Annotated in this window: 16 protein-coding genes; 3 read left to right on the top strand and 13 right to left on the bottom strand. The window is 66.9% G+C overall.

Annotated features, from left to right (window positions below; translation table 11 throughout):
* Positions 1-29 precede the first annotated feature (29 nt).
* The 3 genes from AC3ANX_RS04465 to AC3ANX_RS04455 are packed head-to-tail and all read left to right on the top strand — an operon-like array spanning position 30 to position 3310.
* Entirely contained in the window at positions 30-746 is a 717-nt protein-coding gene (locus AC3ANX_RS04465) for a LamG-like jellyroll fold domain-containing protein (RefSeq protein WP_488335827.1), read from the top strand.
* 42 nt (positions 747-788) lie between these two features.
* Positions 789-2369 (top strand): sulfatase family protein, encoded by a 1581-nt coding sequence (locus AC3ANX_RS04460; RefSeq protein ID WP_488335826.1) that lies wholly within the window; start codon positions 789-791, stop codon positions 2367-2369.
* A 26-nt stretch (positions 2370-2395) separates the two neighbouring features.
* On the top strand, positions 2396-3310 hold the full coding sequence (locus AC3ANX_RS04455; RefSeq protein WP_488336881.1) for a formylglycine-generating enzyme family protein: 915 nt from the start codon (positions 2396-2398) through the stop codon (positions 3308-3310).
* Between the two features lie 386 nt (positions 3311-3696).
* Here the strand turns inward: AC3ANX_RS04455 and AC3ANX_RS04450 are convergent, their stop codons facing one another.
* The 13 genes from AC3ANX_RS04450 to AC3ANX_RS04390 form a co-directional block, all read right to left on the bottom strand.
* The gene (locus AC3ANX_RS04450) at positions 3697-5139 is read right to left on the bottom strand and encodes an efflux transporter outer membrane subunit (RefSeq protein WP_488335825.1); all 1443 of its coding nucleotides are present in this window, start codon (positions 5137-5139) and stop codon (positions 3697-3699) included.
* A complete protein-coding gene (locus tag AC3ANX_RS04445) occupies positions 5136-8432 on the bottom strand; it encodes an efflux RND transporter permease subunit (RefSeq protein WP_488335824.1) in 3297 nt (1098 codons plus the stop codon). The genes AC3ANX_RS04450 and AC3ANX_RS04445 overlap by 4 nt, the downstream gene beginning before the upstream one ends.
* A complete protein-coding gene (locus AC3ANX_RS04440; RefSeq protein ID WP_488335823.1) occupies positions 8429-11536 on the bottom strand; it encodes an efflux RND transporter permease subunit in 3108 nt (1035 codons plus the stop codon). Before AC3ANX_RS04440 ends, AC3ANX_RS04445 begins: the two co-directional genes overlap by 4 nt.
* 12 nt (positions 11537-11548) lie before the next feature.
* Positions 11549-12868, bottom strand: coding sequence for an efflux RND transporter periplasmic adaptor subunit (locus AC3ANX_RS04435; RefSeq protein ID WP_488335822.1), 1320 nt, complete (start codon positions 12866-12868; stop codon positions 11549-11551).
* A 131-nt stretch (positions 12869-12999) separates the two neighbouring features.
* Positions 13000-13281 (bottom strand): DUF1467 family protein, encoded by a 282-nt coding sequence (locus AC3ANX_RS04430; RefSeq protein WP_488335821.1) that lies wholly within the window; start codon positions 13279-13281, stop codon positions 13000-13002.
* A gap of 116 nt (positions 13282-13397) precedes the next feature.
* Positions 13398-14975: a ribonuclease J gene (locus tag AC3ANX_RS04425; protein ID WP_488336880.1), complete on the bottom strand. Its 1578-nt coding sequence runs from the start codon at positions 14973-14975 to the stop codon at positions 13398-13400.
* A gap of 224 nt (positions 14976-15199) precedes the next feature.
* The gene (locus AC3ANX_RS04420) at positions 15200-15982 is read right to left on the bottom strand and encodes a type III pantothenate kinase (RefSeq protein WP_488335820.1); all 783 of its coding nucleotides are present in this window, start codon (positions 15980-15982) and stop codon (positions 15200-15202) included.
* A 39-nt stretch (positions 15983-16021) separates the two neighbouring features.
* Complete coding sequence (locus AC3ANX_RS04415) at positions 16022-16729, bottom strand: biotin--[acetyl-CoA-carboxylase] ligase (protein WP_488335819.1); 708 nt, start codon at positions 16727-16729, stop codon at positions 16022-16024.
* 88 nt (positions 16730-16817) lie between these two features.
* On the bottom strand, positions 16818-18275 hold the full coding sequence (nuoN, locus tag AC3ANX_RS04410) for an NADH-quinone oxidoreductase subunit NuoN (protein ID WP_488335818.1): 1458 nt from the start codon (positions 18273-18275) through the stop codon (positions 16818-16820).
* A complete protein-coding gene (locus tag AC3ANX_RS04405; protein WP_488335817.1) occupies positions 18272-19798 on the bottom strand; it encodes an NADH-quinone oxidoreductase subunit M in 1527 nt (508 codons plus the stop codon). The genes nuoN and AC3ANX_RS04405 overlap by 4 nt, the downstream gene beginning before the upstream one ends.
* The gene (gene nuoL, locus AC3ANX_RS04400) at positions 19795-21918 is read right to left on the bottom strand and encodes an NADH-quinone oxidoreductase subunit L (protein ID WP_488335816.1); all 2124 of its coding nucleotides are present in this window, start codon (positions 21916-21918) and stop codon (positions 19795-19797) included. The genes AC3ANX_RS04405 and nuoL overlap by 4 nt, the downstream gene beginning before the upstream one ends.
* 7 nt (positions 21919-21925) lie before the next feature.
* Positions 21926-22231, bottom strand: a complete 306-nt coding sequence (gene nuoK, locus AC3ANX_RS04395) for an NADH-quinone oxidoreductase subunit NuoK (RefSeq protein ID WP_130156446.1) — start codon at positions 22229-22231, stop codon at positions 21926-21928.
* Entirely contained in the window at positions 22228-22839 is a 612-nt protein-coding gene (locus AC3ANX_RS04390) for an NADH-quinone oxidoreductase subunit J (RefSeq protein ID WP_488335815.1), read from the bottom strand. The genes nuoK and AC3ANX_RS04390 overlap by 4 nt, the downstream gene beginning before the upstream one ends.
* Between the last annotated feature and the right edge of the window lie 30 nt (positions 22840-22869).

Here is a 22869-nt window from a genome sequence, read left to right as displayed (position 1 = left end):
ATCCGGCGCGCCGGGGACAAGGAGAGGATATGCGCAGACGAGACGTGATGCTGGCAGCGCCCGGCGCGGCGCTGGTGATGGCAGGACTCGTCCCGCGCGTCGCTGCGGCACGGCCGGCGGGGCAGCTCTGGCAGTTCGATACGCTGCGCACGATCGGCGGCCGCACGCCCGAACTGGTCGGCGCGCCTGCGCTCACCACCAGCCCATGGGGACCGGCGATCGCGTTCGGCGGCGTCGGCGATGGCCTGCTAATCGACCGCCATCCGCTCGCCAGTGCCAAGGCGTTCACCTTCGAGGCGCTGTTCCGCCCCGACGGCGGCGCGTTCGAGCAACGCTGGTTCCACCTCGAAACCGAAGACGGCTCGGCACCCGGCCTTGGCAAGACGCGGATGCTGTTCGAGATCCGGGTGGTCGACAACACATGGTATCTCGATGCCTTCACCACCGATGGCCATGCCAAGCAGACGCTGATCGTACCCAACAAGCGTTTCCCGGTCGGGCGCTGGTATCACGTTGCGCAGACCTACGACGGCACGACCTACCGCTCCTTTGTCGATGGCGTGGTGCAGATGGAGGCGGCGGTGCAGTTCGATCCGCAAGGGCCGGGGCGCGCCGCAGTCGGCATGCGGATGAACCGGGTGAACTTCTTCCACGGCGCGGTGCGCGCGGCGTTCTTCGCCAAACGCGCGCTCGCCCCGCGCGACTTCACGCTACTGCCGCGCGCACCCGTGCGGCAGCCGGCATAACCGAACAACCACAAAGGAATGGGATCGCCAATGCGGACATGGATGCGCAAAGCCCTCGGCGCGGTGGCGCTGTCGACGACGATGCTGTCGGGCGCGTCGTTCGCGCAAAGCTCGCCCCCGGCGCAGCAGCCGGCGAAGAAGGACACGCGCCCCAACATCCTGCTCATCCTGTCCGACGACAACAGCGTGCCGCATGACGGCTGCCACCCCTCGCGCGATCTCACCGCCAACACAATCACACCCAACTTCACCGCCTTCGCCAAGCAGAGCATGTGCTTCGATCGCGCCTATGCCACCTCCCCGCAATGCGCGCCCGCGCGCGGGTCGATCTTCGCCGGGCGCGATCCGCTCGACATCGGCATCAGCCGCTTCGCCGAGCCGGCCAGCCTCGATGTGCGCTACTTCAGCGATATCCTGCGATCGTCGGGCTATTGGGTGGGGCTCGACGGGCGCATCCACCATCTCGGCGGGCGCGAGGATGATCCGCCCCACGTCAAGCAGTTGCTGCGCGACACCGGCATCAGCCGGCTCGACAAGCGTTTCGATTTCGTGCGCGTGTTCGGCACCAAGAACGTCGCGCCCGCCGAGATCGTGCGGCGGCTCGGCACCACGTTCGACACGATGACGCCGGGCAAGCCGTTCTTCCTCTATTTCGGCTTCAACCAGACCCACCGCCCGTTCATCGCGCCGCACACCGATATTGATCCCGCCAAGCTGACGCTGCCGCCCGACTGGCCCGATCTGCCCGCCGTGCGCGCGGACTATGCCGATTACCTGTCCGACCTGCGCCAGATGGACGGACAGTTCGGCGCGGTGATGCAGATGCTGAAGGACCGTGGGCTCGCCGACAACACCATCGTCGTGTTCATGGGCGACAATGGCGAGTCGATGTACCGCGGCAAGGGCACGCTCTACGAACGCGGCAGCCATGTGCCGCTGATGATCCGCTGGCCGGGCGTGGTGAAAGGCGGCACGCACAGCGACGCTCTGGTGAGCCAGATCGATCTCGCCAAGACCTTCGTCGAGGCGGGCGGCCAGCAGCCCGATCCGCATATGACAGGGATCAGCCTCGTGCCGATCCTGCGCGATCCCAAGGCGCCCGGCCATGATTACGTCTTCACCGAACGCGGCGAGCATCCCGGCGGGCTGACCGTCTCCGAAGGGGTCGACTATATGCGCGCGATCACGGGCGTGCGGTATAAGCTGATCTACAACGCCCAGCCCAACCAGCCCTATTCGCCGGTCGATCAGGGCGGCCGCTTCCTCGCGCCCGACCAGCAGAAGATCACGTCGGACGCGGTGCCGGTGCTGCCCGCGATCCAGCGCACCGACGCGGAGCGCGCGCTCGGATCATGGAAGGCGATCGTTCAGGCGCATCAGGCGAAGACGCTGCCGGCCAAGATCGACCGCATCTACTTCAAGCGCCCGCGCCCGATCTTCGAGCTGTACGATCTTCAGGCCGACCCGTATGAGTTCGACAATCTCGCCGGCAAGCCTGAGATGAAGACGATCGAGACCGATCTGCGCCACCGGATGGACAATTGGCAGGTGCTCAGCCACGATTACCTGCCGCTCGCCACCGACGCCTATCGCGAGACGCCCGACCCGACCGCCGGAGACTGATGCACGCGCCCCTCACCTCTTCCGGCATGATCCATCTCGACGGCGGCACCTTCGAGATGGGGTCTGACCGCTTCTACCCGGAGGAAGCACCCGCGCGGCGCGTGCGAGTCGATCCGTTCTGGATCGACGCGACGCCCGTCACCAACCAAGCGTTCGCGGCGTTCGTGGCGGCGACCGGATACGTGACGATTGCCGAGCAGGCGCCTGACCCCAAGGTGTACCGCGACATCGACCCCGCGCTGGCGCACCCCGGCTCGCTGGTGTTCGAACGCACGCGCGGCCCGGTCGATCTGTCGGATGCGAGCCAGTGGTGGCAGTTCCGGTTGGGTGCCGACTGGCGGCATCCGCTCGGGCCGGAGAGCGACCTTGCCGGTCTGGCCGAGCATCCGGTGGTACATGTCGCTTACGCGGATGCGCTCGCCTATGCGACATGGGCGGGCAAGGCACTGCCGACCGAGGCGGAGTGGGAGTACGCCGCGCGCGGCGGGCTCGACGGTGCGGATTATGCGTGGGGCGACGAACTCGCGCCGGGTGGGGCCTTGCTCGCCAATTACTGGCACGGGCTGTTTCCGTTCGCGCACCAGATGCCCGACGCATGGGCGCGCACCTCGCCGGTCGGCACCTATCCGGCGAACGGCTACGGCCTCCTCGACATGATCGGCAACGTGTGGGAGTGGACCGCCGACTGGTATGCGCAGCCCAAGGCCGAGCGCAAGGCCAAGGGTAGCTGCTGCGTGCCGGCCAACCCGCGCGGCGGGTTCGAACGCGCCAGCCGCGACCCGGCGATGCCGGGGCTCGCGATAGGCCGCAAGGTGCTCAAGGGCGGCTCGCACCTCTGCGCGGCGAACTATTGCCAGCGCTATCGCCCGGCGGCGCGGCACCCGCAAATGGTCGACAGCGCGACCGGGCATATCGGGTTTCGGTGCATCGTGCGGGGGTGATTGCTCGAACGGATGGAGTCTTCATCTCGGTTCGTGCCGAGTAGCGTTCGCGTAGGAGAAGCCGTATCGAGACCGCGTATCGAGGCATCGTCTCGCGCGGAGCCTATCCCTCGATACGCCGCCTCGATATGCCCTGCGGGCTACTCGGCAGCTACTCGGGACGAACGGGGTTTGCGGGTGCGGCCCGAACCTTCTGCGCCTGCCACGAGACATTAAGCGGCCGGATCAGCGCACGTGTGAGTAGCCCGACCAGCCCGAGCGACGTTAGCTGAGTGGAACGGGACAAACTCCCCTCCCGTTCGTGTCGAGCGAAGTCGAGAGACCAGCGCTGGCCCCTCGACTTCGCTCGGGACGAACGATGTGTAGCAGGCGGGGCTTGAGCGCGCTTACGGGCGCGCGGTCAGATCCTCCGTCCGCCAGCCGCCGCCAAGCGCCTGGATCAGCGCGACCGCCGTCGTCTGACGGTCCGCCTGCGCCTGGATCAGCGCACGCCGCGCCGACAGCGCAGTCGCCTGCGCGCTCACCACGTCGGTGAAGACGACGATACCCGACTGATACTGGAAGCGCACCGACGCCTCGCTGCGGTCCGCCGCCACCGACGCTTCGCGCAGCAGCGCCTCCTGCCGCGCCAGGATCGCGGTGGCGGCGAGATTGTCCTGCACGTCCTGGAACGCCGCCAGCGTCACCTGCCGGTAGTTCGCCACCGCCGCGTCATAGGCGGCGCGATCCTGCCGCACGCGCGCGCTGCGCGCGCCTGCGTCGAAGATCGTCTGCGCCAGCGACGCGCCGACCGACCACAAGGACGCCGCCGAACTGAACAGCCCCGACAGGCTGTTGTTGTTGAACCCGCCGCTGCCCGAAAGGCTGAGCGCAGGGAAGAACGCGGCACGATCGACGCCGATCTGCGCGTTGGCAGCCGCAACCTGCCGTTCGGCCGCAGCGATGTCGGGGCGGCGTTCGAGCAAGGTCGAGGGGACCGCGACCGGCACGTCGGGCGCTGTCGGCGTCCAGGTTGCCACCGCCGGCAGCGTGAAGGCGGCGGCATTCTCCCCCACCAGCATCGCGATCGCATCCTCGAACTGCGCGCGGGTGCGCTTCTGCCCTTCGAGATCCGACTTGGCCGAGGCAAGCTGCGACTGGCCTTGGAACACGTCGCTGTGCGCGGCGATACCGGCGTTGTAGCGGTTGGTGGCGATGGTGAGCGAGCGCTGGTACGCGGCCACCGTCGCGGCGAGGCTGGCGATCTGCGCATCGCTGGCGCGCAGGCCAAGGTAATCGGTGGCGAGTTCGCCGTCGATCGCGAGCTGCGCCGAGGCGAGATCGGCAAGGCGCGCCTGCTCGGTCGCGCGCGCGTTACGCACGGTGTTGGTGATCTGGCCGAACAGATCGGGCGTCCAGCTCCCGCTCAGGCCCACGTTGTAGCTGGTCTGCGCGCTGCCGCCGCTTGAGGAGGCGACGCCGTTGGTGACGATGGTGCGCGATCCGCCGCTTGCCGAATGCGTGACCGATCCGCTTGCCGAGACGGTGGGGAACAGGCTCGCGCGCGCTTCGCGGGTGGCGGCGCGCGCCTGCGCGTAGGTGGCGGCGGCCTGTGCGATCGTCTGGTTGTGCGCGTGGGCGCGGGCGATCAAATCATCGAGCGTGGCGTCGCCGAAGCCGCTCCACCAGTCGGCGCGCGGCGCCTGATCGGACGGGTTGGCAGGCTGCCAACCGTCGATGGGCTTCCATGCGCCCGACGACGCCACGTCGGGGCGCGTGTAATGCGGCGCGAGCGAGCAGCCGGCCAGCGCCAGCAGCGGCAGGAGGGCGAAACGTACGGACATGGTCATGCGGGCTGCTCGCTTAGGGTCGGTCGCCGTGCGCGCGCGCGGCGCGACGTCAGGCGATCGAGATAGATATAGACGACCGGGGTGGTCAGCAGCGTCAGCAACTGGCTGCCGATCAGCCCGCCGATGATCGCGACGCCGAGCGGCTGGCGCAGTTCCGCGCCCTCGCCGAAGCCGATCGCGAGCGGCAGCGCGCCGAGCGCGGCGGCGATCGTCGTCATCAGGATAGGGCGGAAGCGGAGCAGGCTCGCCTCGCGCGCGGCGGCCTCCGCGCTGATCCCGCGCGTGCGCTGCGCATGGATCGCGAAGTCGATGATGAGGATCGCGTTCTTCTTGACGATGCCGAGCAGCAGGAAAACCCCGATCAGCGCGATGATGGAGAAGTCCATCCCGAACAGCATCAGCGCCAGCACCGCGCCGACGCCGGCGGCGGGCAGGGTCGACAGCACCGTCAACGGGTGGACGAGGCTTTCGTAGAGGATGCCGAGTACGATGTAGATCGTCACCAGCGCGGCGAGGATCAGCAGCGGCTGCTGCCCCTGCGTCTGTTGCGAGGTCGCCGCCTGCCCTGCGAACCGGCCGTGGACGGTCGCGGGCATCGCGATCTGCGCCTCGGTCTCGGCGATCGCCGCCTGTGCGGTGGAGAGCGCGACGCCGGGCGCGGTATCGAACGAGATGGTGGTCGAGACCTCGGTGCCGTCGTGGTTGACGCTCGCCGCCGTCGCCGCCTGCCCGAACGAGGAGATCGCATCGAGCGGCACCATCGTGCGCGGGGTGTTGCTGAGCGCGGTGCCGGTCGAGGGGCTGCGCAGCGCCGGGTTGGTCGGCACTGCCGCGCTCACGGCGGAGGCGGACTTGCCGGCGGTGTCGGTGGTCGCGGTGGTGCCGGTCAGCGTGGTGGCGGAGGTCGCGGTGGTCGCGACGCTGTTGGTGGCGGTCGCGTTCGGTCCGGTCGCGATCACCGCATCGGCATTGGTGGGCACGCGCACGTCAGTCAGCGCTTCGGGACCGCGCGTCGCCGTCTCGGGCCAGCCGAGGATGACGCTATACTGGTTCACGTCCTCGTAGATGTTGGCGACGCTGCGCTGGCCGAATGCATCGTACAGTGCGTTGTCGACATCGAGCGAGCTGATGCCGAGCCGCGCGGCGGTGTCGCGGTCGACCTTGAGGAAGCTCTCGACGCCGTTTTCCGAAAAGTCGCTGTCGACGTTCTTCAACTCCTTGCGCTTGCCGAGCGCGTCGCTGAGCTTCTGCGACCACGTCTTCAGCGCGGCGGTGCTGTCGGCCACCAACGTATATTGATAGGTCGAGTTCGACTGGCGCGCGCCGACGCGCAGATCCTGCACCGGCATCAGGAACAGGCGGATGCCGGCGACCGGTTGCAGCTTGGCCTGCAACCGCGCGATGATCTCGGGCTCCTTCGCGCCGTGGCGCTTGCCCGCGGGTTTGAGCGACACCATCATGAACGCGCTGCCCGCACGACTGCCGCCGGTGAAGCCGACGACGCTCTGCACCGCGCGATCCTGCTTGATGATGCCGACGACCTGCTTGAGCTTGCCCTGCATATCCTGAAACGACACGCTCTGGTCGGCGCGCACGCCCGCCATCAGCAGCGGGGACTGTTGCTGCGGGAAGAAGCCCTTGGGCACCACCACGTACAGCCAGCCGGTGAGCACCACCACGCCGATCAGCAGCAGCAGCACCAGCGGCTTCATCGCCAACGCCCAGTCGAGCGCACGCGCATAACCGCGTTCGAGGCGCTGATACCCCCCCTCCAGCGCACGCGAGACGCGGCCGGGCCGGTGGCTATGATCGGCCGGCCGCAGGAACCACGCGCACAGCATCGGCGTGGTGGTGAGCGACAGCACGAGGCTGATGAGCACCGATGCCGACAGCGTCACCGCGAATTCGCGGAACAGCCGCCCGACGATACCGCCCATGAACAGCAGCGGGATGAACACCGCGACGAGACTGACGCTGATCGACAGCACGGTGAAGCCGACCTCGGACGCGCCCTTCAGCGCCGCCTCGAACCGGTTCATGCCGGCTTCGAGGTGGCGGGTGGTATTCTCCAGCACGACGATCGCGTCGTCCACCACGAAGCCGGTCGCCACCGTGATCGCCATCAGCGACAGGTTGTTGAGGCTGAAGCCGAGGAAATACATCACCCCGAACGTGCCGAGCAGCGAGATCACCGTCGCCGCCGCCGGGATCATCGTCGCGCGGAAATCGCGCAGGAAGGCGAACACCACGACGATGACGAGGATCAGCGCGACCAGCACGGTGATCTCGATCTCGCGCAGCGACGCGCGGATCGAGCTGGTGCGGTCCATCGCCACGTCGAGCTTGATGTCGGGCGGCAGTTGCTGGCGCAGCGCGGGCAGTTCCGCGTTGATCTGGTTGACCATGCGGATCAGGTTTGCGCCGGGCTGTTGGGTTATGTTGACGATGATGGCGCGCTTGCCGTTGAACAGCCCAAGCGTGCGGGTGTCCGCCACGCTGTCCGTCACCGTCGCGATATCGCCAAGTCGCACCGCCGCCGCCCCGCGCCATGCCACCACCAGCGGGCGGTAATCGGCGGCGGTCTTGCCGGCGGCGTTGGTGTAGATCTGCCAGGAGCGGCCGCCCTTGCCCTCGATCAGCCCCTTGGGGCGATTGGCGTTCGACGCCTCGATCGCGGCGCGCACATCCTCCATCGCGATGCCATAGGCGTTGATCTGATACGGATTGACCGACACGCGCACCGCCGGCAGCGACCCGCCGCCCAGTTCGACATCGCCGACGCCGGGGATTTGCGACATACGCTGCTGGATGATGTTCGACACCGCGTCGTATATCTGCCCCGCCGTGCGCGTGTCGGAGGTGAGCGCGAGCGTCACCACCGGCTGGTTGGCGGGGTTGACCTTGCGGTAGGTCGGGTTCTGCCGCAGCGTCGCGGGAAGATCGACGCGCGAGGCGTTGATCGCCGCCTGCACCTCGCGCGCGGCGCCGTCGATGTTCTTCGACAGATCGAATTGCAAAGTGATCCGCGTCGAGCCGAGCGAGCTTTGCGAGGTCATCTCGTTGACGCCGGCAATGGTCGACAGCCGGCGTTCGAGTGGCGTCGCGATGCTCTGCGCCATCACGTCGGGGCTCGCGCCGGCAAGGCTCGCCGACACGCTGATGACCGGGAAGTCGACCTGCGGCAACGGCGCCACCGGCAACGAGAAGAACGCGGCGATGCCGGCGAGCGCGAGCCCGATCGTCAGCAGCATCGTCGCGATCGGCCGCCGGATGAAGGGTGCCGACAGGTTCACGGGCGCGCTTCCGGCCCGACCTCTGGCGCACGCGCGCCCCAGCCGCGCCGCGCGAGCGACTGCTGCGCGCGGTCGAAATAGAGGTACACCACCGGGGTGGTGAAGATCGTCAGCAACTGGCTGACCATCAGCCCGCCGAAGATGGCGATGCCGAGCGGCCGGCGCAGTTCCGCACCCTCGCCCATGCCGATCATCAGCGGCACCGCCGCGAACAGCGCGGCGAGCGTCGTCATCAGGATCGGGCGGAAGCGCAGCACCGCCGCCCGCCGGATCGCCTCCAGGGGCGGCAGCCCCTCGTCGCGCTCTGCGGCGATCGCGAAGTCGATCATCATGATCGCGTTCTTCTTGACGATGCCGATCAACAGCACGATGCCGATGATGCCGATCACGTCGAGATCATGCCCCGTCACCCACAAGGCGAACAGCGCGCCCACCGCCGCCGAAGGCAAGGTCGACAGGATCGTCACCGGATGGATGAAGCTCTCATAGAGTACGCCCAGCACGATATAGACGCACACCACCGCTGCGAGGATCAGATAGAGCTGGTTGGTCAGCGAATTGGCGAACGCGCCCGCCGCGCCGAGGAAGGTGGTCGACACCCCGGCCTTGACGTGGATGTCGGCAAGCTTGGCCTTGATCGCATCGACCGCGCTGCCCAGCGACACGCCCGGTGCGGTGTCGAAGCCGATCGTCGCCGCCGGGAATTGCGCGACGTGGGTGACCTGAAGCGGCGAACTGCCCTCGCGGATCGTGGCGATGGCATTGAGCGGCGTCGCCCCGCCCGAGGCTTGCAGGTGGAGCAGCCCGAGCGACTGCGGATCGGTGAGCAGGCCGGGCGCTGCCTCCAGGATGACGCGATACTGGGTCGTCTCGGTGAAGATCGTCGAGACGATGCGCTGGCCAAACGCTGAATACAGCGCATCGTCCACGCTCGACGCGGTAATGTTGAGCCTGGCGGCGGTATCGCGGTCGATGTTGATGAACGCGGCGGAGCCTTGCGCGCCAGCATCGGTGGTGACGTTGCGGACCTTCGACACTGATTGGAGGGCGGCAGCGATCCGCTTCGCCTCGGCATTGACGTCGGCGGTGTTCGATCCCTCAATCGAGAGGCGGTACTGGGTCGGCCCGCTCTCCGCATCGATGGTGAGATCCTGCGTCGGCTGGAGGTACAGAGTCACCCCCGGAATCCGGTCGACCGCCTCGCGCAGCCGCTTCATCACCTTGGCCTGCGCGCCGTGGCTTTCCTTGAGGTTGACGAACATGCTGCCCGAGTTGAGCGTGGCATTGTCCGACCCGTCGACCCCGACGAACGCCGACAGCGACTGCACGTCCGCATCGGCGAGGATCGCCTTGGCCGCCTGCGCCTGAAGCGAGGCCATCTTGTCGTAGGACACGCTGGTCGAGGCGACGAGCCGCGCCTGCAACTGCCCGGTATCCTGCGTCGGGAACAACCCCTTCGGGATGACGAGGTACAGCAGCACGGTCAGGATCAGCGTGCCGATCGCCACCAGCAACGTCGCGAAGCGCCGGTCGAGCACGAAGCCGAGCGCCTTCTCATAACGCCGCTCGACCGCGCCGAACATGGCGGCGGAGCGCTGCGCGATCCGGCTCGGCTTTTCATCGGATGGCGCCTTCAACCAGCGTGCGGACAGCATCGGCGTCAGCGTCAGCGACACCACCGCCGAGATCAGGATCGTCACCGCCAGCGTCACCGCGAATTCGCGGAACAGGCGCCCGACGATATCGCCCATGAACAGCAGCGGGATCAGCACCGCGATCAGCGAGACGGTCAGCGAGATGATCGTGAAGCCGATCTCGGCCGCGCCCTTCAGCGCCGCCTCGAACGGCGGCACGCCTTCCTCGATATGGCGCTGGATGTTCTCGATCATCACGATCGCATCGTCCACCACGAAGCCGGTCGCGATCGTCAGGGCCATCAGCGACAGGTTGTCGAGGCTGAAGTTCAGCAGGTACATCACCCCGAACGTGCCGATCAGCGAGATCGGCACCGCCAGCCCCGCTACCAACGTCGCGCGGCCGGAGTGCAGAAAGAAGAAGATCACCAGCACGACCAGCACGACCGCGAGCACCAGCTCGAACTCGACGTCGCTGACCGAGGCGCGGATGCCGGTGGTGCGATCGGCGATCACCTTGGCGTCGAGCCCAGCGGGCAGGCTCTTGAGCAGTTCGGGCAACTGCGCCTTGATGGCATCGGTGGTCTGGATCACGTTCGCGCCGGGCTGGCGCTGGACGTTGAGGATGATCGCGGGCGTCGTGCCGGCCAGCGCGCCGAGCCGGCTGTTCTCCGCCCCCTCCACAACCTGCGCGACCTGCGACAGCCGCACCGGCGCGTTGTTGCTGTAGCTGACGATCAAATCCTTATAGTCGTCGACCGACTCAAGCTGGTCGTTGGCGTTGATCTGATATGATCGGTTCGGCCCGTCGAAACTGCCCTTGGCGCTGTTGGCGTTGGCATTGTCGATCGCAGTGCGAAGCTGCGACAGCGACAGGCCGTAGCTCGCCAGTGCCTGCGTGTCGGCGCGGATCCGCATCGCCGGCTTCTGCCCGCCCGCGAGGCTGACGAGGCCGACGCCGCTAATCTGGCTGATCTTCTGCGCCAGCCGCGTGTCGACGATCGACTGCACCTGCGTGAGCGGCAGCGTCTTCGAGCTGATCGCGATGGTCAGCACCGGCGCGTCGGCCGGGTTGACCTTGGCATAGACCGGCGGCGCGGGCAGATCGGCCGGCAGCAGCGCGGACGAGGCGTTGATCGCCGCCTGCACCTCCTGCTCCGCCACGTCGAGGCCCTCGCTCAACCCGAATTGCAGCGTGATGACCGACGCGCCCGCCGAACTGGTGGACGCCATGCGCGTCAGCCCCGGCATCTCACCGAACTGGCGTTCGAGCGGCGCGGTGACGGTCTGGCTCATCACGTCGGGGCTACCGCCGGGATAGAGCGTCGTCACCTCGATCGTCGGATAATCGACCTCGGGCAAGGCCGACAGCGACAGCATGCGGAAGCCGACCAGACCGGCCAGCACGATGCCGACCATCAGCAGGGCGGTCGCGACCGGCCGCAGAATGAAGATGCGCGAGGGGCTCATGAAGCGCGCCGATCAGCCGCCGTTGCGCCGACGATGCCCACCGCTGCGCCCGCCGCCAGCCGCCGGCTTGTCACCGGGCAGCGCGACCTTGGCGCCTTCGCTCAGCCGGTCGCCGCCATCGGTGATGACGATATCGCCGACGTTCAGGCCGCTCACCACCTGCACCTTGACGGCACCGACGATGCCGGTCTTGATCGTGCGCTGCGTCACCGTCCGGTCGGGCTTGAGCAGCCACACGAAGCTCGAATCCTGACCCGAACGCACCGCGGCGGGCGGGATCGTCACCGCCTGGCTGATCGTGTCGACCGTCAGCCGCACGTTGACGAATTGGCTCGGGTAAAGCTGGTTCGCGCCGTTGGCGAAGCGCGCCTTGCCCTTGATCGTACCGGTCGTGGTGTCGACCTGGTTGTCGAGCGTCGAGAAGCGGCCCTGATCGAGCGTCTGCGTGCGCGTACGATCGAGCGCGATCGCCGGGATTTCCGCCCCTTGTGCGACGCGCTTGCCGATCGCGGGTGCCTGATCCTGCGGCACCGCGAACTCGACGTCGATCGGCTGGAGCGTCGTCACCACCGCGATGCCGTTGGTGTCGCCCGCGCCGATGTAATTGCCGATATCGACCACCTTGAGGCCGACCCGCCCGTTCACCGGCGAGACGATGCGCGTGTAGCCGAGGTTGATCTGCGCCTGCTGCACCGCCCCGCGATCGACCGCGATCGTGCCTTCGAGCTGCTTGGCGGTGGCCGCCTGCGTATCGACATCCTGCCGCGCAATCGAATCCTGCCCCAGCAGGGTCCGGTAGCGGCCGAGCTGGACGCGCGCATTGGCGAGCTGCGCCTGATCGCGGATCAGCGCGCCGCGCGCCTGCAACAGCGCCGCCTGATACGGGCGCGGATCGATGATCGCGAGCGTCTCGCCCTTATGGACGAGCTGCCCTTCGCGGTAGAGCAATTGCGTGATCGTGCCCGACACCTGCGGGCGGATCGTGACGGTCGCCGCCGGGGTGACGGTGCCGAGCGCCTCGACCTGGATCGGCATGTCGGCGCGCACCGCCTTGACCGTGCCGACCGTGGTCGGCTGGCCACCGCCGCCGCCCCGGCGGCCACCACCGCCACCGCCGCCGGGACCGCCGCCGAAGCCGCCACCCCCGCCGCCGCCACGTCCGCTGCCACTCGAACTGCTGGAATGGGCAAGCCACACCGCACCGAGCACGATCAGACCGAACACGACCAGCGCGCCGATCCAGCTCAACAGGCGCCCCCGGCGGCCGATCGGACGCGGCTCGACCGCAATGTCGTCCCGATAGGCTGGGGAGGAAGGCTCGACCTCGTTCATGCTCGTTCCGCGCTTGATTTCGTTGACGCTACCGTCTCGGAACGGACCCATCTGTCAATCGCGGAATTGTCGCAGAGTGTCGCGCCGCGCACCAAAATCGCGTTTCGCAGCGCTTTCGGGCGCTCTCATCGTCACGCGGCAGCGTCGTTCCAGGTATCGAGAACGTCGAGCATCTGCGGCGTCACCCAGCCATACCGATAGTTGAGGAGGAACAGCCCCCACAGGACCGTGCCGACGATCAGCACGCGCAGCGCGGTGCGGCCGGGACGGAAATCGTGCGGGGCGCTCTCCGCCTGTCCGGGCACATGCTCCACCCCGGCCTCTTCGGCGGTGCGGACGCCGAACGGCAGCACGAAGAACACCGACAGCGCGCAGAACAGGAACCAGATCGCGAGCGCCGATGTCCACCGCATACAGTCTTCCCCAAACTTCCGTTCGCACTGCGTGTGTCGACGTGCGTACCACGTGCGCCACGGTCATGGCACACGCTTCGACAGGCTCAGCACGAACGACCTTTCAGGCTCGCATGTTACGCCTCGATCAGCAGCACGTCGACGATCGGCTTCTTGCCCGTCCACCGCGTCGCCACCCGCCGCGCGGCGAGGCGGATCGCCTCGCGCAGCTTCTCGCGGTCCTTCGGGGGCTGCTTGGCCGCGGCGATCACCGCCTCGACCGTCTCCTCGATGAACGGCACGCGATCCTCCTCGACGGGCAAGCCGTTATAGCGGACCTGCGGGCTGCCGATCAGGCCGCGCCCGCCGATCGCCACCGCGACCGACATCTGGCCGTTGATGCTGAGCTTGCGCCGTTCGTTGATCGTACCGCCGTCGCCCGGCAGCAACACGTCGCCGTCGAGCACCAGCCGACCGATCGGCGCATGGCCGATCTTGGTCGGCGCGCCGGGCGCGAGCCGGACGATCTCGCCGTTCGACTGGACCATCGCCTGCGGCACCCCCTGCGACAGACCGAAGCGCGCCTGTTCCATCAAGTGGCGCATCTCGCCGTGGACCGGCATCAGGATCTCGGGTCGCAGCCAGCGATACATCTGCGCCAGTTCCGGCTGCCCCGGGTGCCCGGAGACGTGGACATGCGCCTGCCGGTCGGTGATCATCTTGATCCCCTTGGCGGCAAGCTGGTTCTGGATGCGCCCGATCGCGACTTCGTTGCCGGGGATCTGCTTGGAGGAGAACACCACCGTGTCCCCCGCGTCGAGCTTGATCGGGTGGCTGCCGAACGCGACCCGCGAAAGTGCGGCGCGATCCTCGCCCTGCCCGCCGGTCGCCACGATCATCACCTTTTCGCGAGGCAGGCGCATCGCCGCCTCGGGGTCGATCGTCGCGGGGAAATCCTTGAGATAGCCGGTCGCGCGCGCCACCTTCAGGATGCGGTCGAGCGAACGCCCCGCCACGCACAAAGCGCGCCCGGTCTCCTTCGCCACCTGCCCCAGAGTATGCAGCCGCGCCGCGTTCGACGCGAAGGTCGTCACCAGCACGCGGCCCTTCGCCGCCGCCACCACTTCGGACAGCCCGGCGTGGACGTCCGCCTCCGAACCCGACGCTTCGGTGTTGAACACGTTGGTCGAGTCGCACACCAGAGCGAGCACGCCCGCGTCGCCGATCGCGCTCAGCTGCTCGGGCGCGGCCGGGTTGCCGATCACCGGCGTCGGGTCGAGCTTCCAGTCGCCGGTGTGGAACACGCGGCCGAACGGCGTCGCGATCGACAGCCCGCTCATCTCGGGGATCGAGTGCGACAGCGGCACGAAATCGATCCCGAACGGCCCGAGCTGGAGCGTCTTGCCCGGTTCGACCACGTTCAGCTCGACGCGCTTGACGTTGCCTTCCTCCTCCAGCTTGCCGCGGATCAGCCCGGCGGTGAAGGCGCTCGCGTACAGCGGCACGCCGAGATCCTCGGCAAGGTAGGGCAACGCGCCGATATGATCCTCATGCCCGTGAGTCAGCACGATGCCGAGCAGATCGTCGGCACGCTCCTCAATGAATTGGAGGTCGGGCAGGATCAGCTCGATGCCGGGATAGTTCGGATCGGCGAAGGTGATGCCGCAATCGACCATCAGCCATTTGCCCTGGCATCCGTAGAGATTGACGTTCATGCCGATCTCGCCCGAGCCACCGAGCGCGAGGAAAAGCAGTTCGTTCTTGGGGGTCGTCACTAAGTTTCTGTTCTTTCTTATGCGCGGCGGTCAGGCCGCAAATCTCGGATCACCGCCGGGACCGGCGACCTCGCGCGGTCGCTTGAAAAAGCGGCACCGGCAGCGCGGTTCTGACCTGCGTCAGGATGATGTGCTCAGGCACCGGGCGGTCAGCCCGTTTCCCGTCACGTCTGCATATGGGCGCGATCCCACAGCATCGCCAGCCCCTGAATGGTCAGATCGGGTTCGATCGCGTCGAAAGCGTCAGTGTTCTGCTCGAACAATGTGGCGAGACCGCCGGTCGCGATCACCTTGGCGGGGCGACCGATCTCCACCTTCATGCGCGCGACCAGCCCCTCGATCATCGCGACATAGCCCCAATAGATGCCGATGTGCATCTGGCTGACGGTATCGCGACCGATCACGCTTGCCGATGGCGGCGCCTCGATCGCGATGCGCGGCAGCTTGGCGGCGGCAGTGACGAGTGCGTCGAGCGACAGGTTGATACCCGGAGCGATGATGCCGCCCTTGTACGCGCCGCGATAGTCCGCGACATCGAACGTCGTCGCGGTGCCGAAATCGATAATGATGAGGTCGCCCGGGTGATACGCATGCGCCGCGATCACGTTGAGCGCGCGGTCCGCACCGACCGATTGCGGCTCCTCGACGTCGAGCGGCATCGGCCAGCCCGCCGCGCCCTGCCCGGCGATCAGCGGCTCGACCGAGAAGTACTTGCGCGCCAGCGTCTGGAGGTTGTGGAGCGCACGCGGCACCACCGTTGCTATGATGACGCCATCAACATGAGAGCGCTCGAACCCTTCGAGCGCGAGCAACTGGCTGAGCCAAACCGCATATTCGTCGCCGGTCCGTCGCGCGTCGGTCGCGATCCGCCAGCGCGCGCGGATCTGGCCCGCATCGAGCAACGCGAAGACGATATTGGTGTTGCCGGCGTCAATCGCGAGCAGCATGCGTGTCCCCTCCCCTCGCCTGATGGTCGCGTCGCGTCCTCACAGCAGGAAAATATCGGCGGCATGAATGACACGCCGGCTGCCATCCGCCAAGCGCAACACGAGCGCGCCGTCCCCGTCGAGCCCATCGAACAGCCCGTCAATGGTTACGTCGTCAGGCAGGCGCGCGGTCAGCGGCGTGCCCGGCGGATGCGCGCGGTCGAGCCAGCGCGCCCGCACCGGCGCAAGCCCCTGCCCGCGCCAGATGCCGAGCCACCGCGCGAACGCCTCGGCCAGGGTTTCTTGGAAGGCAGGCGCATCGACGGTGACACCCTGCGCAGCAAGGCTGGTGGCGATCCGATCGAGCCTCTCGGGATGATGCACAAGGTTGACCCCGATGCCGATCACCACCGCATCGCCGCTCCGTTCGAGCAGGATCCCCGACAGCTTTCCACCGCCGATCAGCAGATCGTTGGGCCATTTGAGCATCGCCACCGCCGCCCCGCCGAGATGCGCGCGCACCGCCTCCTCCAGCGCGACCGCTGCGACCAGCGCGAGCGAAGCCGGCTGAGGATCGCTCGCCCGCAGCCGCACCAGCGTGCTCGTGCAGAGATTGCCCGGCGGCGAAACCCAAAGGCGCCCCTGCCGCCCGCGCCCGCCACTCTGCCGCTCCGCGCGCAGCCACAGCCCCTCCTCGGCACCGGCGCGGGCGAGATCGAGCATGTCGGCGTTGGTCGAGCCGGTCTCCGCGATCGTGCGGATTGTCATGCGATCGCCGCCCAAACGCACAGCGGCCGGGCACACGCTGCACGCGCGCACCCGGCCGCCAATGTCGTCGTCGCGCGCGCGGGACGGATCAGAACAGCGCCTTGGCCGCCGCCATCGTCGCCAACCCCAACGGCGCGAGCAGCACCCAGCCGACCGGCGACACGAACACCGCGGCCGCTGCGATCAGACCGCCTTCGACCACGTCGCCGCTTTTGGCGAAGCCCGCGCCGACGGGTTCGTCGAAGTACATCACCTTGATGACGCGCAGATAATAATAGGCGCCGATCACCGAGGCGACGAAACCGACCACCGCAAGCGGATACAGGCCAGCGTTCACCGCCGCATCGAACACCGCCAGCTTGGCGTTGAAGCCGAGCAAGGGCGGGATACCCGCAAGGCTGAACATGAAGATCGCCATCGCCAGCGCGAGACCGGGCCGCGTGCGCGACATGCCCGACAGGCTGCTGATCGTCTCGACCGGCTGGCCGTCGGCACCGCGCATCTGAAGCACGACGAGGAACCCGCCGAGCGTCATGACGACATAGACGGTCAGGTAGAACAGCACCGCCGCGATGCCCGCCTGCGTGCCGGCGGCAAGCCCGACCAGCACGAAGCCGACGTTGTTGATCGACGAATAGGCCAGCAGCCGCTTGATGTTGGTCTGCCCGATCGCCGCGACCGCGCCGAAGATGATCGACGCGAGGCTCGCGAAGATCACGATCTGCCGCCACTGGTCGACCGCCGGGCCCATCGCCTCGACCGCGACGCGCACCGCGAGGCCCATCGCCGCGACCTTCGGGGCGGAGGCGAAGAACGCCGTAACCGGGGTCGGCGCGCCCTCGTACACGTCCGGCGTCCACATGTGGAACGGAACCGCGCTCATCTTGAAGGCGAGGCCTGCGAACACGAACACCAGCCCGAACATCAGCCCGTAATTGTGCGTGCCCGGTGCGATGCCCGCATAAGCCTCGCCGATCCCCGAGAAGAGGGTCGTACCGCTGAAGCCGTACACCAGGCTGATGCCGTAGAGCAGGATGCCGCTCGCCAACGCGCCCAACACGAAATACTTGAGCCCCGCCTCGGCCGAGCGCGCATCGCGGCGCATGAAGCTCGCCAGCACATAAGCGGCGAGGCTCTGCAATTCGAGCCCGACATACAGTACCAGAAGATCGCCCGCCGACACCATCATGCCCATGCCGCACGCCGACAGCAGGATCAGCACCGGATATTCCGGGCGCAGATCGTCCCCGCTGGTCTGGCGGAAGAAGCGCGGTGCCATCAGGATCGCGACCGCGCTCGCGCCGTAGATCAGCACCTTGGAGAAGGCCGAGAACGCATCGGCACGCACGAGGCCATCAAAGGCGAGGCCACCGCTCGACGCCGGCCCGAGCAGCGCGATCATCGCCCCCGCCAGCACCGCGACCGCCACCCAGGAGATCATCCGCGTCGCGGCCTGACCGCCCCAGGCGGCGACCAGCATCAGCACGATCGATCCGATCGAAAGCACCTCCTCGGGGAGGACCATCATCAGCGAAGCACTGTTCATGGCCGTACCTCCGCGTGCTGGACCGGCAAGGCGGTACGCCCCGCGGTCGGGCGCGAATCCCCCGCCGGTGCGGCGCGATCGACGCGCGCGATCAGCGTGCCGACGTCCTTGCGCATCGGCGCGAGGAAGCTCTCGGGATACACGCCCATCCACAGCGCCACCGCCGCGACCGGCGCGAGCAGCGCGATTTCACGTACCGACAGATCGGGCATAACCCGCACATCATCCTTGGTCAGATCGCCGAATACGACACGGCGGTAGAGGTAAAGCATATAGGCCGCGCCGAGAATGATGCCGGTGGTGCACACCGCCGTCGCCACGGTCGACACCTGATAGGCGCCATCGAGGCTGAGGAACTCGGCGACGAAACCGCTCGTGCCGGGCAGGCCGATCGACGCCATCGTGAAGAACAGGAACAGCACAGCGTACTTCGGCATGTTGATCGCAAGCCCGCCGTAACGGTCGATCTCACGCGTATGCAACCGGTCGTAGATCACGCCGACGCACAGGAACAACGCGCCCGAGACGAGGCCGTGGCTGAGCATCATGATCATCGCGCCCTCGATGCCCTGCCGGTTGAAGGCGTAGAGACCAATGGTAACGATCGCCATGTGCGCGACCGACGAATAAGCAATCAGCTTCTTCATGTCCGACTGCACCAGCGCGACGAGGCTGGTGTACACCACCGCGATGCCCGACAGCAGCAGGATCAGCCAGGTGAGCTGCGACGAGGCCTCCGGGAACATCGGCACCGAGAAGCGCAGGAAGCCGTAGCCGCCGAGCTTGAGCAGCACACCCGCCAGGATCACAGATCCCGCGGTCGGCGCCTGCACGTGCGCGTCGGGCAACCAGGTGTGGACCGGCCACATCGGCATCTTCACCGCGAACGAGGCGAAGAAGGCGAGCCACAACCATGTCTGCGCGGTGCGCGGGAAATCGGTCTTGAGCAGCGTCGGAATGTCGGTCGTGCCGGTGTAGTGGATCATCCACAGCATCGCGACGAGCATCAGCAGCGAGCCGAGCAGCGTGTAGAGGAAGAACTTGTACGACGCGTAGATCCGGTTCGCCCCGCCCCAGATGCCGATGATGAGGTACATCGGAATCAGACCGGCTTCGAAGAAGATGTAGAACAGCAGCAGGTCCTGCGCCGCGAACGTGCCGATCATCAGCACTTCGGTGAACAGGAACAGCGCCATATACTCCTGAACGCGCTTTTCGATCGCGACCCAGCTCGCGCCGATGCAGATCGGCATCAGGAACACGCTGAGCATGATGAGCATCAGCGCAAAACCGTCGATGCCGAGCTTCCAGTCGAACACACCGATATTGCCGGCATTCTCGACGAACTGCCACTGCGCGCCGCCGATGTCGAAGTTCGCCCACAGCGCGATGCCGAGCACGAAATCGACCAGGGTCGCGGCGAGCGCCAGCCACCGCGCGCCATTGGCGCTCAGAAACAGGCATCCGATCGCGGCGAGTGCCGGGATGCCAAGCATTACCGAAAGAATGGGGAAACCGCTCATCGTGTGATCGCCCAGGTCATCGCTGCGGTCAGCCCGATAAGCATGACGAACGCATAGGTGTAGAGATATCCGGTCTGCAACCGGCCAGCCGCACGGCTGCCCAGCGAAACCAGCCACGCGGAACCGTCGGGCCCGAACCGATTGATCGTCTTCTCGTCGCCGCGATGCCAGAACCACCGGCCGATCGCGAAAGCGGGCTTGACGAAGATCAGGTTGTACAGCTCGTCGAAATACCATTTGTGGAGCAGGAAGTCGTACAGCACGCTGAACTGCGCCGCCATCGCCGCCGGCAGACCGGGCTTCGCGATATAAGCGTACCAGGCGCTCGCCAGACCGATCAGCATCGCGATCGACGCGCCGAGCTTCACCAGCAGCGGCAGTTCCTCGACCGCTTCGGAGAGATGCGCGTGGAACGCGACCGCACCGTGCCAGTAAGTATCGCCCGCCGCCGGATCGATGAAGAAGCGGTGGAAGGCGAACCCTGCGAACACCGCACCGACCGACAGCAGGATCAGCGGGATCAGCATCGGCAGCGGGCTCTCGTGCGGATGATATCCACCCGTCCCGGTCGGCAGATGATGTGCATCCGCGCCGTGCGGCACTGTGCTGCCCTGCCCTTCTTCGGCCGCCTCGCCGTGATGCGCATGCGCCGCCTGCGTGCCGTGACCGTGCGAGTGGTCGGCATCATGGCCATGCGCATGATCGTCGTGGCCGTGGCCATGCGCGTCATGGATGGCGTGCTGGATATGCTCGGACTGCGCCCAGCGCGGCTTGCCCCAGAAGGTCAGGAACATGAGCCGCCACGAATAGAAGCTGGTCAGCAGCGCGACAAGGATGCCGACGATCGACGCGCCCTGCTGGTTCGCCGCCCAGGCCGACAGGATGATCGCATCCTTCGAATAGAAGCCAGCAAAACCAAACACGCCCTCAAGACCGACGCCGGTGATCGCGAGCGTCCCCGCCATCATCGCCCAAAAGGTGATCGGGATGCTCTTACGCAGGCCGCCGTAATAGCGCATGTCCTGCTCATGGTGCATCGCATGGATCACCGAGCCTGCCCCAAGGAACAGCAAAGCCTTGAAGAAGGCGTGCGTGAACAGGTGGAACATCGCCGCGCCATAGGCGCCGCAACCCGCCGCGAAGAACATATAGCCGAGCTGCGAGCAGGTCGAATAGGCGATCACGCGCTTGATGTCGGTCTGCACCAGCCCGCAGGTCGCCGCGAAGAAGCAGGTTGCGGCGCCGATCGTCATCACCACGTGCATCGCGAACGGCGAGGTCTCGAACATCGGCGACAGGCGGCACACCATGAACACGCCGGCCGTCACCATCGTCGCGGCGTGAATCAGCGCCGACACCGGGGTCGGGCCTTCCATCGCGTCGGGCAACCAGGTGTGCAGGCCGAGCTGCGCCGACTTGCCGCACGCGCCGACGAACAGCAGCAGGCACAGCAAGGTCATCGTGTCGATACGATAGCCGAAGAAGCCGATCGTCGAGCCTGCCATGTGCGGTGCCGCCGCGAGGATCTCGGGGATCGACACCGTGTGGAACACCAGGAACGTGCCGAAGATGCCGAGCATAAAGCCGAGATCGCCGACGCGGTTGACTACGAACGCCTTGATCGCCGCCGCATTGGCCGACGGCTTGCGGAACCAGAAGCCGATCAGCAGGTACGAGGCGAGACCGACGCCTTCCCAGCCGAAGAACATCTGCACGAGGTTATCCGCCGTCACCAGCATCAGCATCGCGAAGGTGAACAGCGACAGATAGGCGAAGAAGCGCGGCTGGTCGGGATCGTCCGACATATAGCCCCAGCTATAGAGATGGACGAGTGCCGAGACGCTCGTCACCACCACCAGCATCACCGCGGTCAGCGCATCGACCCGGAGCGACCACGAGACGTGCATGTCGCCCGATTCGATGAACTTCAGCACCGGGGTGATGATCGGCTCGCCGCCGCCGAGATAGTGAATGAACACCGGCCACGACAGCAGGCACGCGAGGAACAGCGCGCCGGTCGTCACGGCCTTGGGGAAGGCCGCGCCGAACGCCTTGTTCGAAAAACCCGCGAGGATCGCCGCCGCCAGCGGCAGGAAAACGATGAAGAGGATCGAAGTCACGCCGGTATTACCCCTTCATCCGGTTGACGTCGTCGACTGCGATGGTGCCGCGACCCCGGAAGTAGATCACGAGAATGGCGAGACCGATCGCCGCCTCGCCCGCCGCAACGGTCAACACGAACATCGCGAAGATCTGCCCGACCAGATCGTGCAGGAACGCCGAGAAGGCGACGAGATTGAGGTTCACCGCGAGCAGGATCAGCTCGATCGCCATCAGCATGACGATCAGGTTCTTGCGGTTGGCGATGAGCCCGAGCACGCCGAGCGCGAACAGGATCGCCGCGACGACGAGATAATGCGTGAGGCCGATCACAGCTCGATCCCCTGTCCTACCGTCGGCCGGGTGTTGCGCGTCGCATCGTGCGGACGGCGCTTGACCTGGCGGCTGATGTTCTGCGGGCGAACCCCGCTGCGTTCGCGGTGCGTCAGCACGATCGCGCCGATCATCGCGACGAGCAGCACGAGACCCGCACCCTCGAACACGAACAGATAGCGCGAATAGAGCAGCAGCCCGAGCGCCTCGATGTTGGGCACCGTCTCCGGCTTGGGCGCAGCACGGCGCGCGAGTTCGATCGTACCCGCCTGCCACGCACCGAAGGCGATCATGATCTCGGCGGCGAGCGCCACCGCAAAGGCGAGCCCGATGAGCGCATAACGCACGAACCCTGCGCGGACTTCGGCGAAGTCGATGTTGAGCATCATCACGACGAACAGGAACAGCACCGCGACCGCCCCGACATAGACGATGACGAGCAGCATCGCGATGAACTCGGCGCCGACCAGCACCATCAGCCCGGCGGCGTTGAAGAACGCGAGGATCAGCCACAACACGGCATGCACCGGGTTGCGCGCAGTGATCGTCAGCACCGCCGACAGGATCACGATCGCTGCGAAAAGATAAAAGGCGAAGGCCTGGATCACGATGTTACTTCGAACCCCCGTTCGCCTGGG

This window comes from Sphingomonas sp. BRN-1R (assembly GCF_057748035.1).
The sequence above is the reverse complement of the archived record's forward strand: the minus strand, read 5'-3'. Positions and strand labels throughout refer to the sequence as shown.

Coding starts and splice junctions, on each gene's coding strand:
- AC3ANX_RS04465 (WP_488335827.1), top strand. CDS start 30: ATGCGCAGACGAGACGTGATGCTGGCAGCGCCCGGCGCGGCGCTGGTG.
- AC3ANX_RS04460 (WP_488335826.1), top strand. CDS start 789: ATGCGCAAAGCCCTCGGCGCGGTGGCGCTGTCGACGACGATGCTGTCG.
- AC3ANX_RS04455 (WP_488336881.1), top strand. CDS start 2,396: ATGATCCATCTCGACGGCGGCACCTTCGAGATGGGGTCTGACCGCTTC.
- AC3ANX_RS04450 (WP_488335825.1), bottom strand. CDS start 5,139: ATGACCATGTCCGTACGTTTCGCCCTCCTGCCGCTGCTGGCGCTGGCC.
- AC3ANX_RS04440 (WP_488335823.1), bottom strand. CDS start 11,536: ATGAGCCCCTCGCGCATCTTCATTCTGCGGCCGGTCGCGACCGCCCTG.
- AC3ANX_RS04435 (WP_488335822.1), bottom strand. CDS start 12,868: ATGAACGAGGTCGAGCCTTCCTCCCCAGCCTATCGGGACGACATTGCG.
- AC3ANX_RS04430 (WP_488335821.1), bottom strand. CDS start 13,281: ATGCGGTGGACATCGGCGCTCGCGATCTGGTTCCTGTTCTGCGCGCTG.
- AC3ANX_RS04425 (WP_488336880.1), bottom strand. CDS start 14,975: ATGAACGTCAATCTCTACGGATGCCAGGGCAAATGGCTGATGGTCGAT.
- AC3ANX_RS04420 (WP_488335820.1), bottom strand. CDS start 15,982: ATGCTGCTCGCGATTGACGCCGGCAACACCAATATCGTCTTCGCGTTG.
- AC3ANX_RS04415 (WP_488335819.1), bottom strand. CDS start 16,729: ATGACAATCCGCACGATCGCGGAGACCGGCTCGACCAACGCCGACATG.
- nuoN (WP_488335818.1), bottom strand. CDS start 18,275: ATGAACAGTGCTTCGCTGATGATGGTCCTCCCCGAGGAGGTGCTTTCG.
- AC3ANX_RS04405 (WP_488335817.1), bottom strand. CDS start 19,798: ATGAGCGGTTTCCCCATTCTTTCGGTAATGCTTGGCATCCCGGCACTC.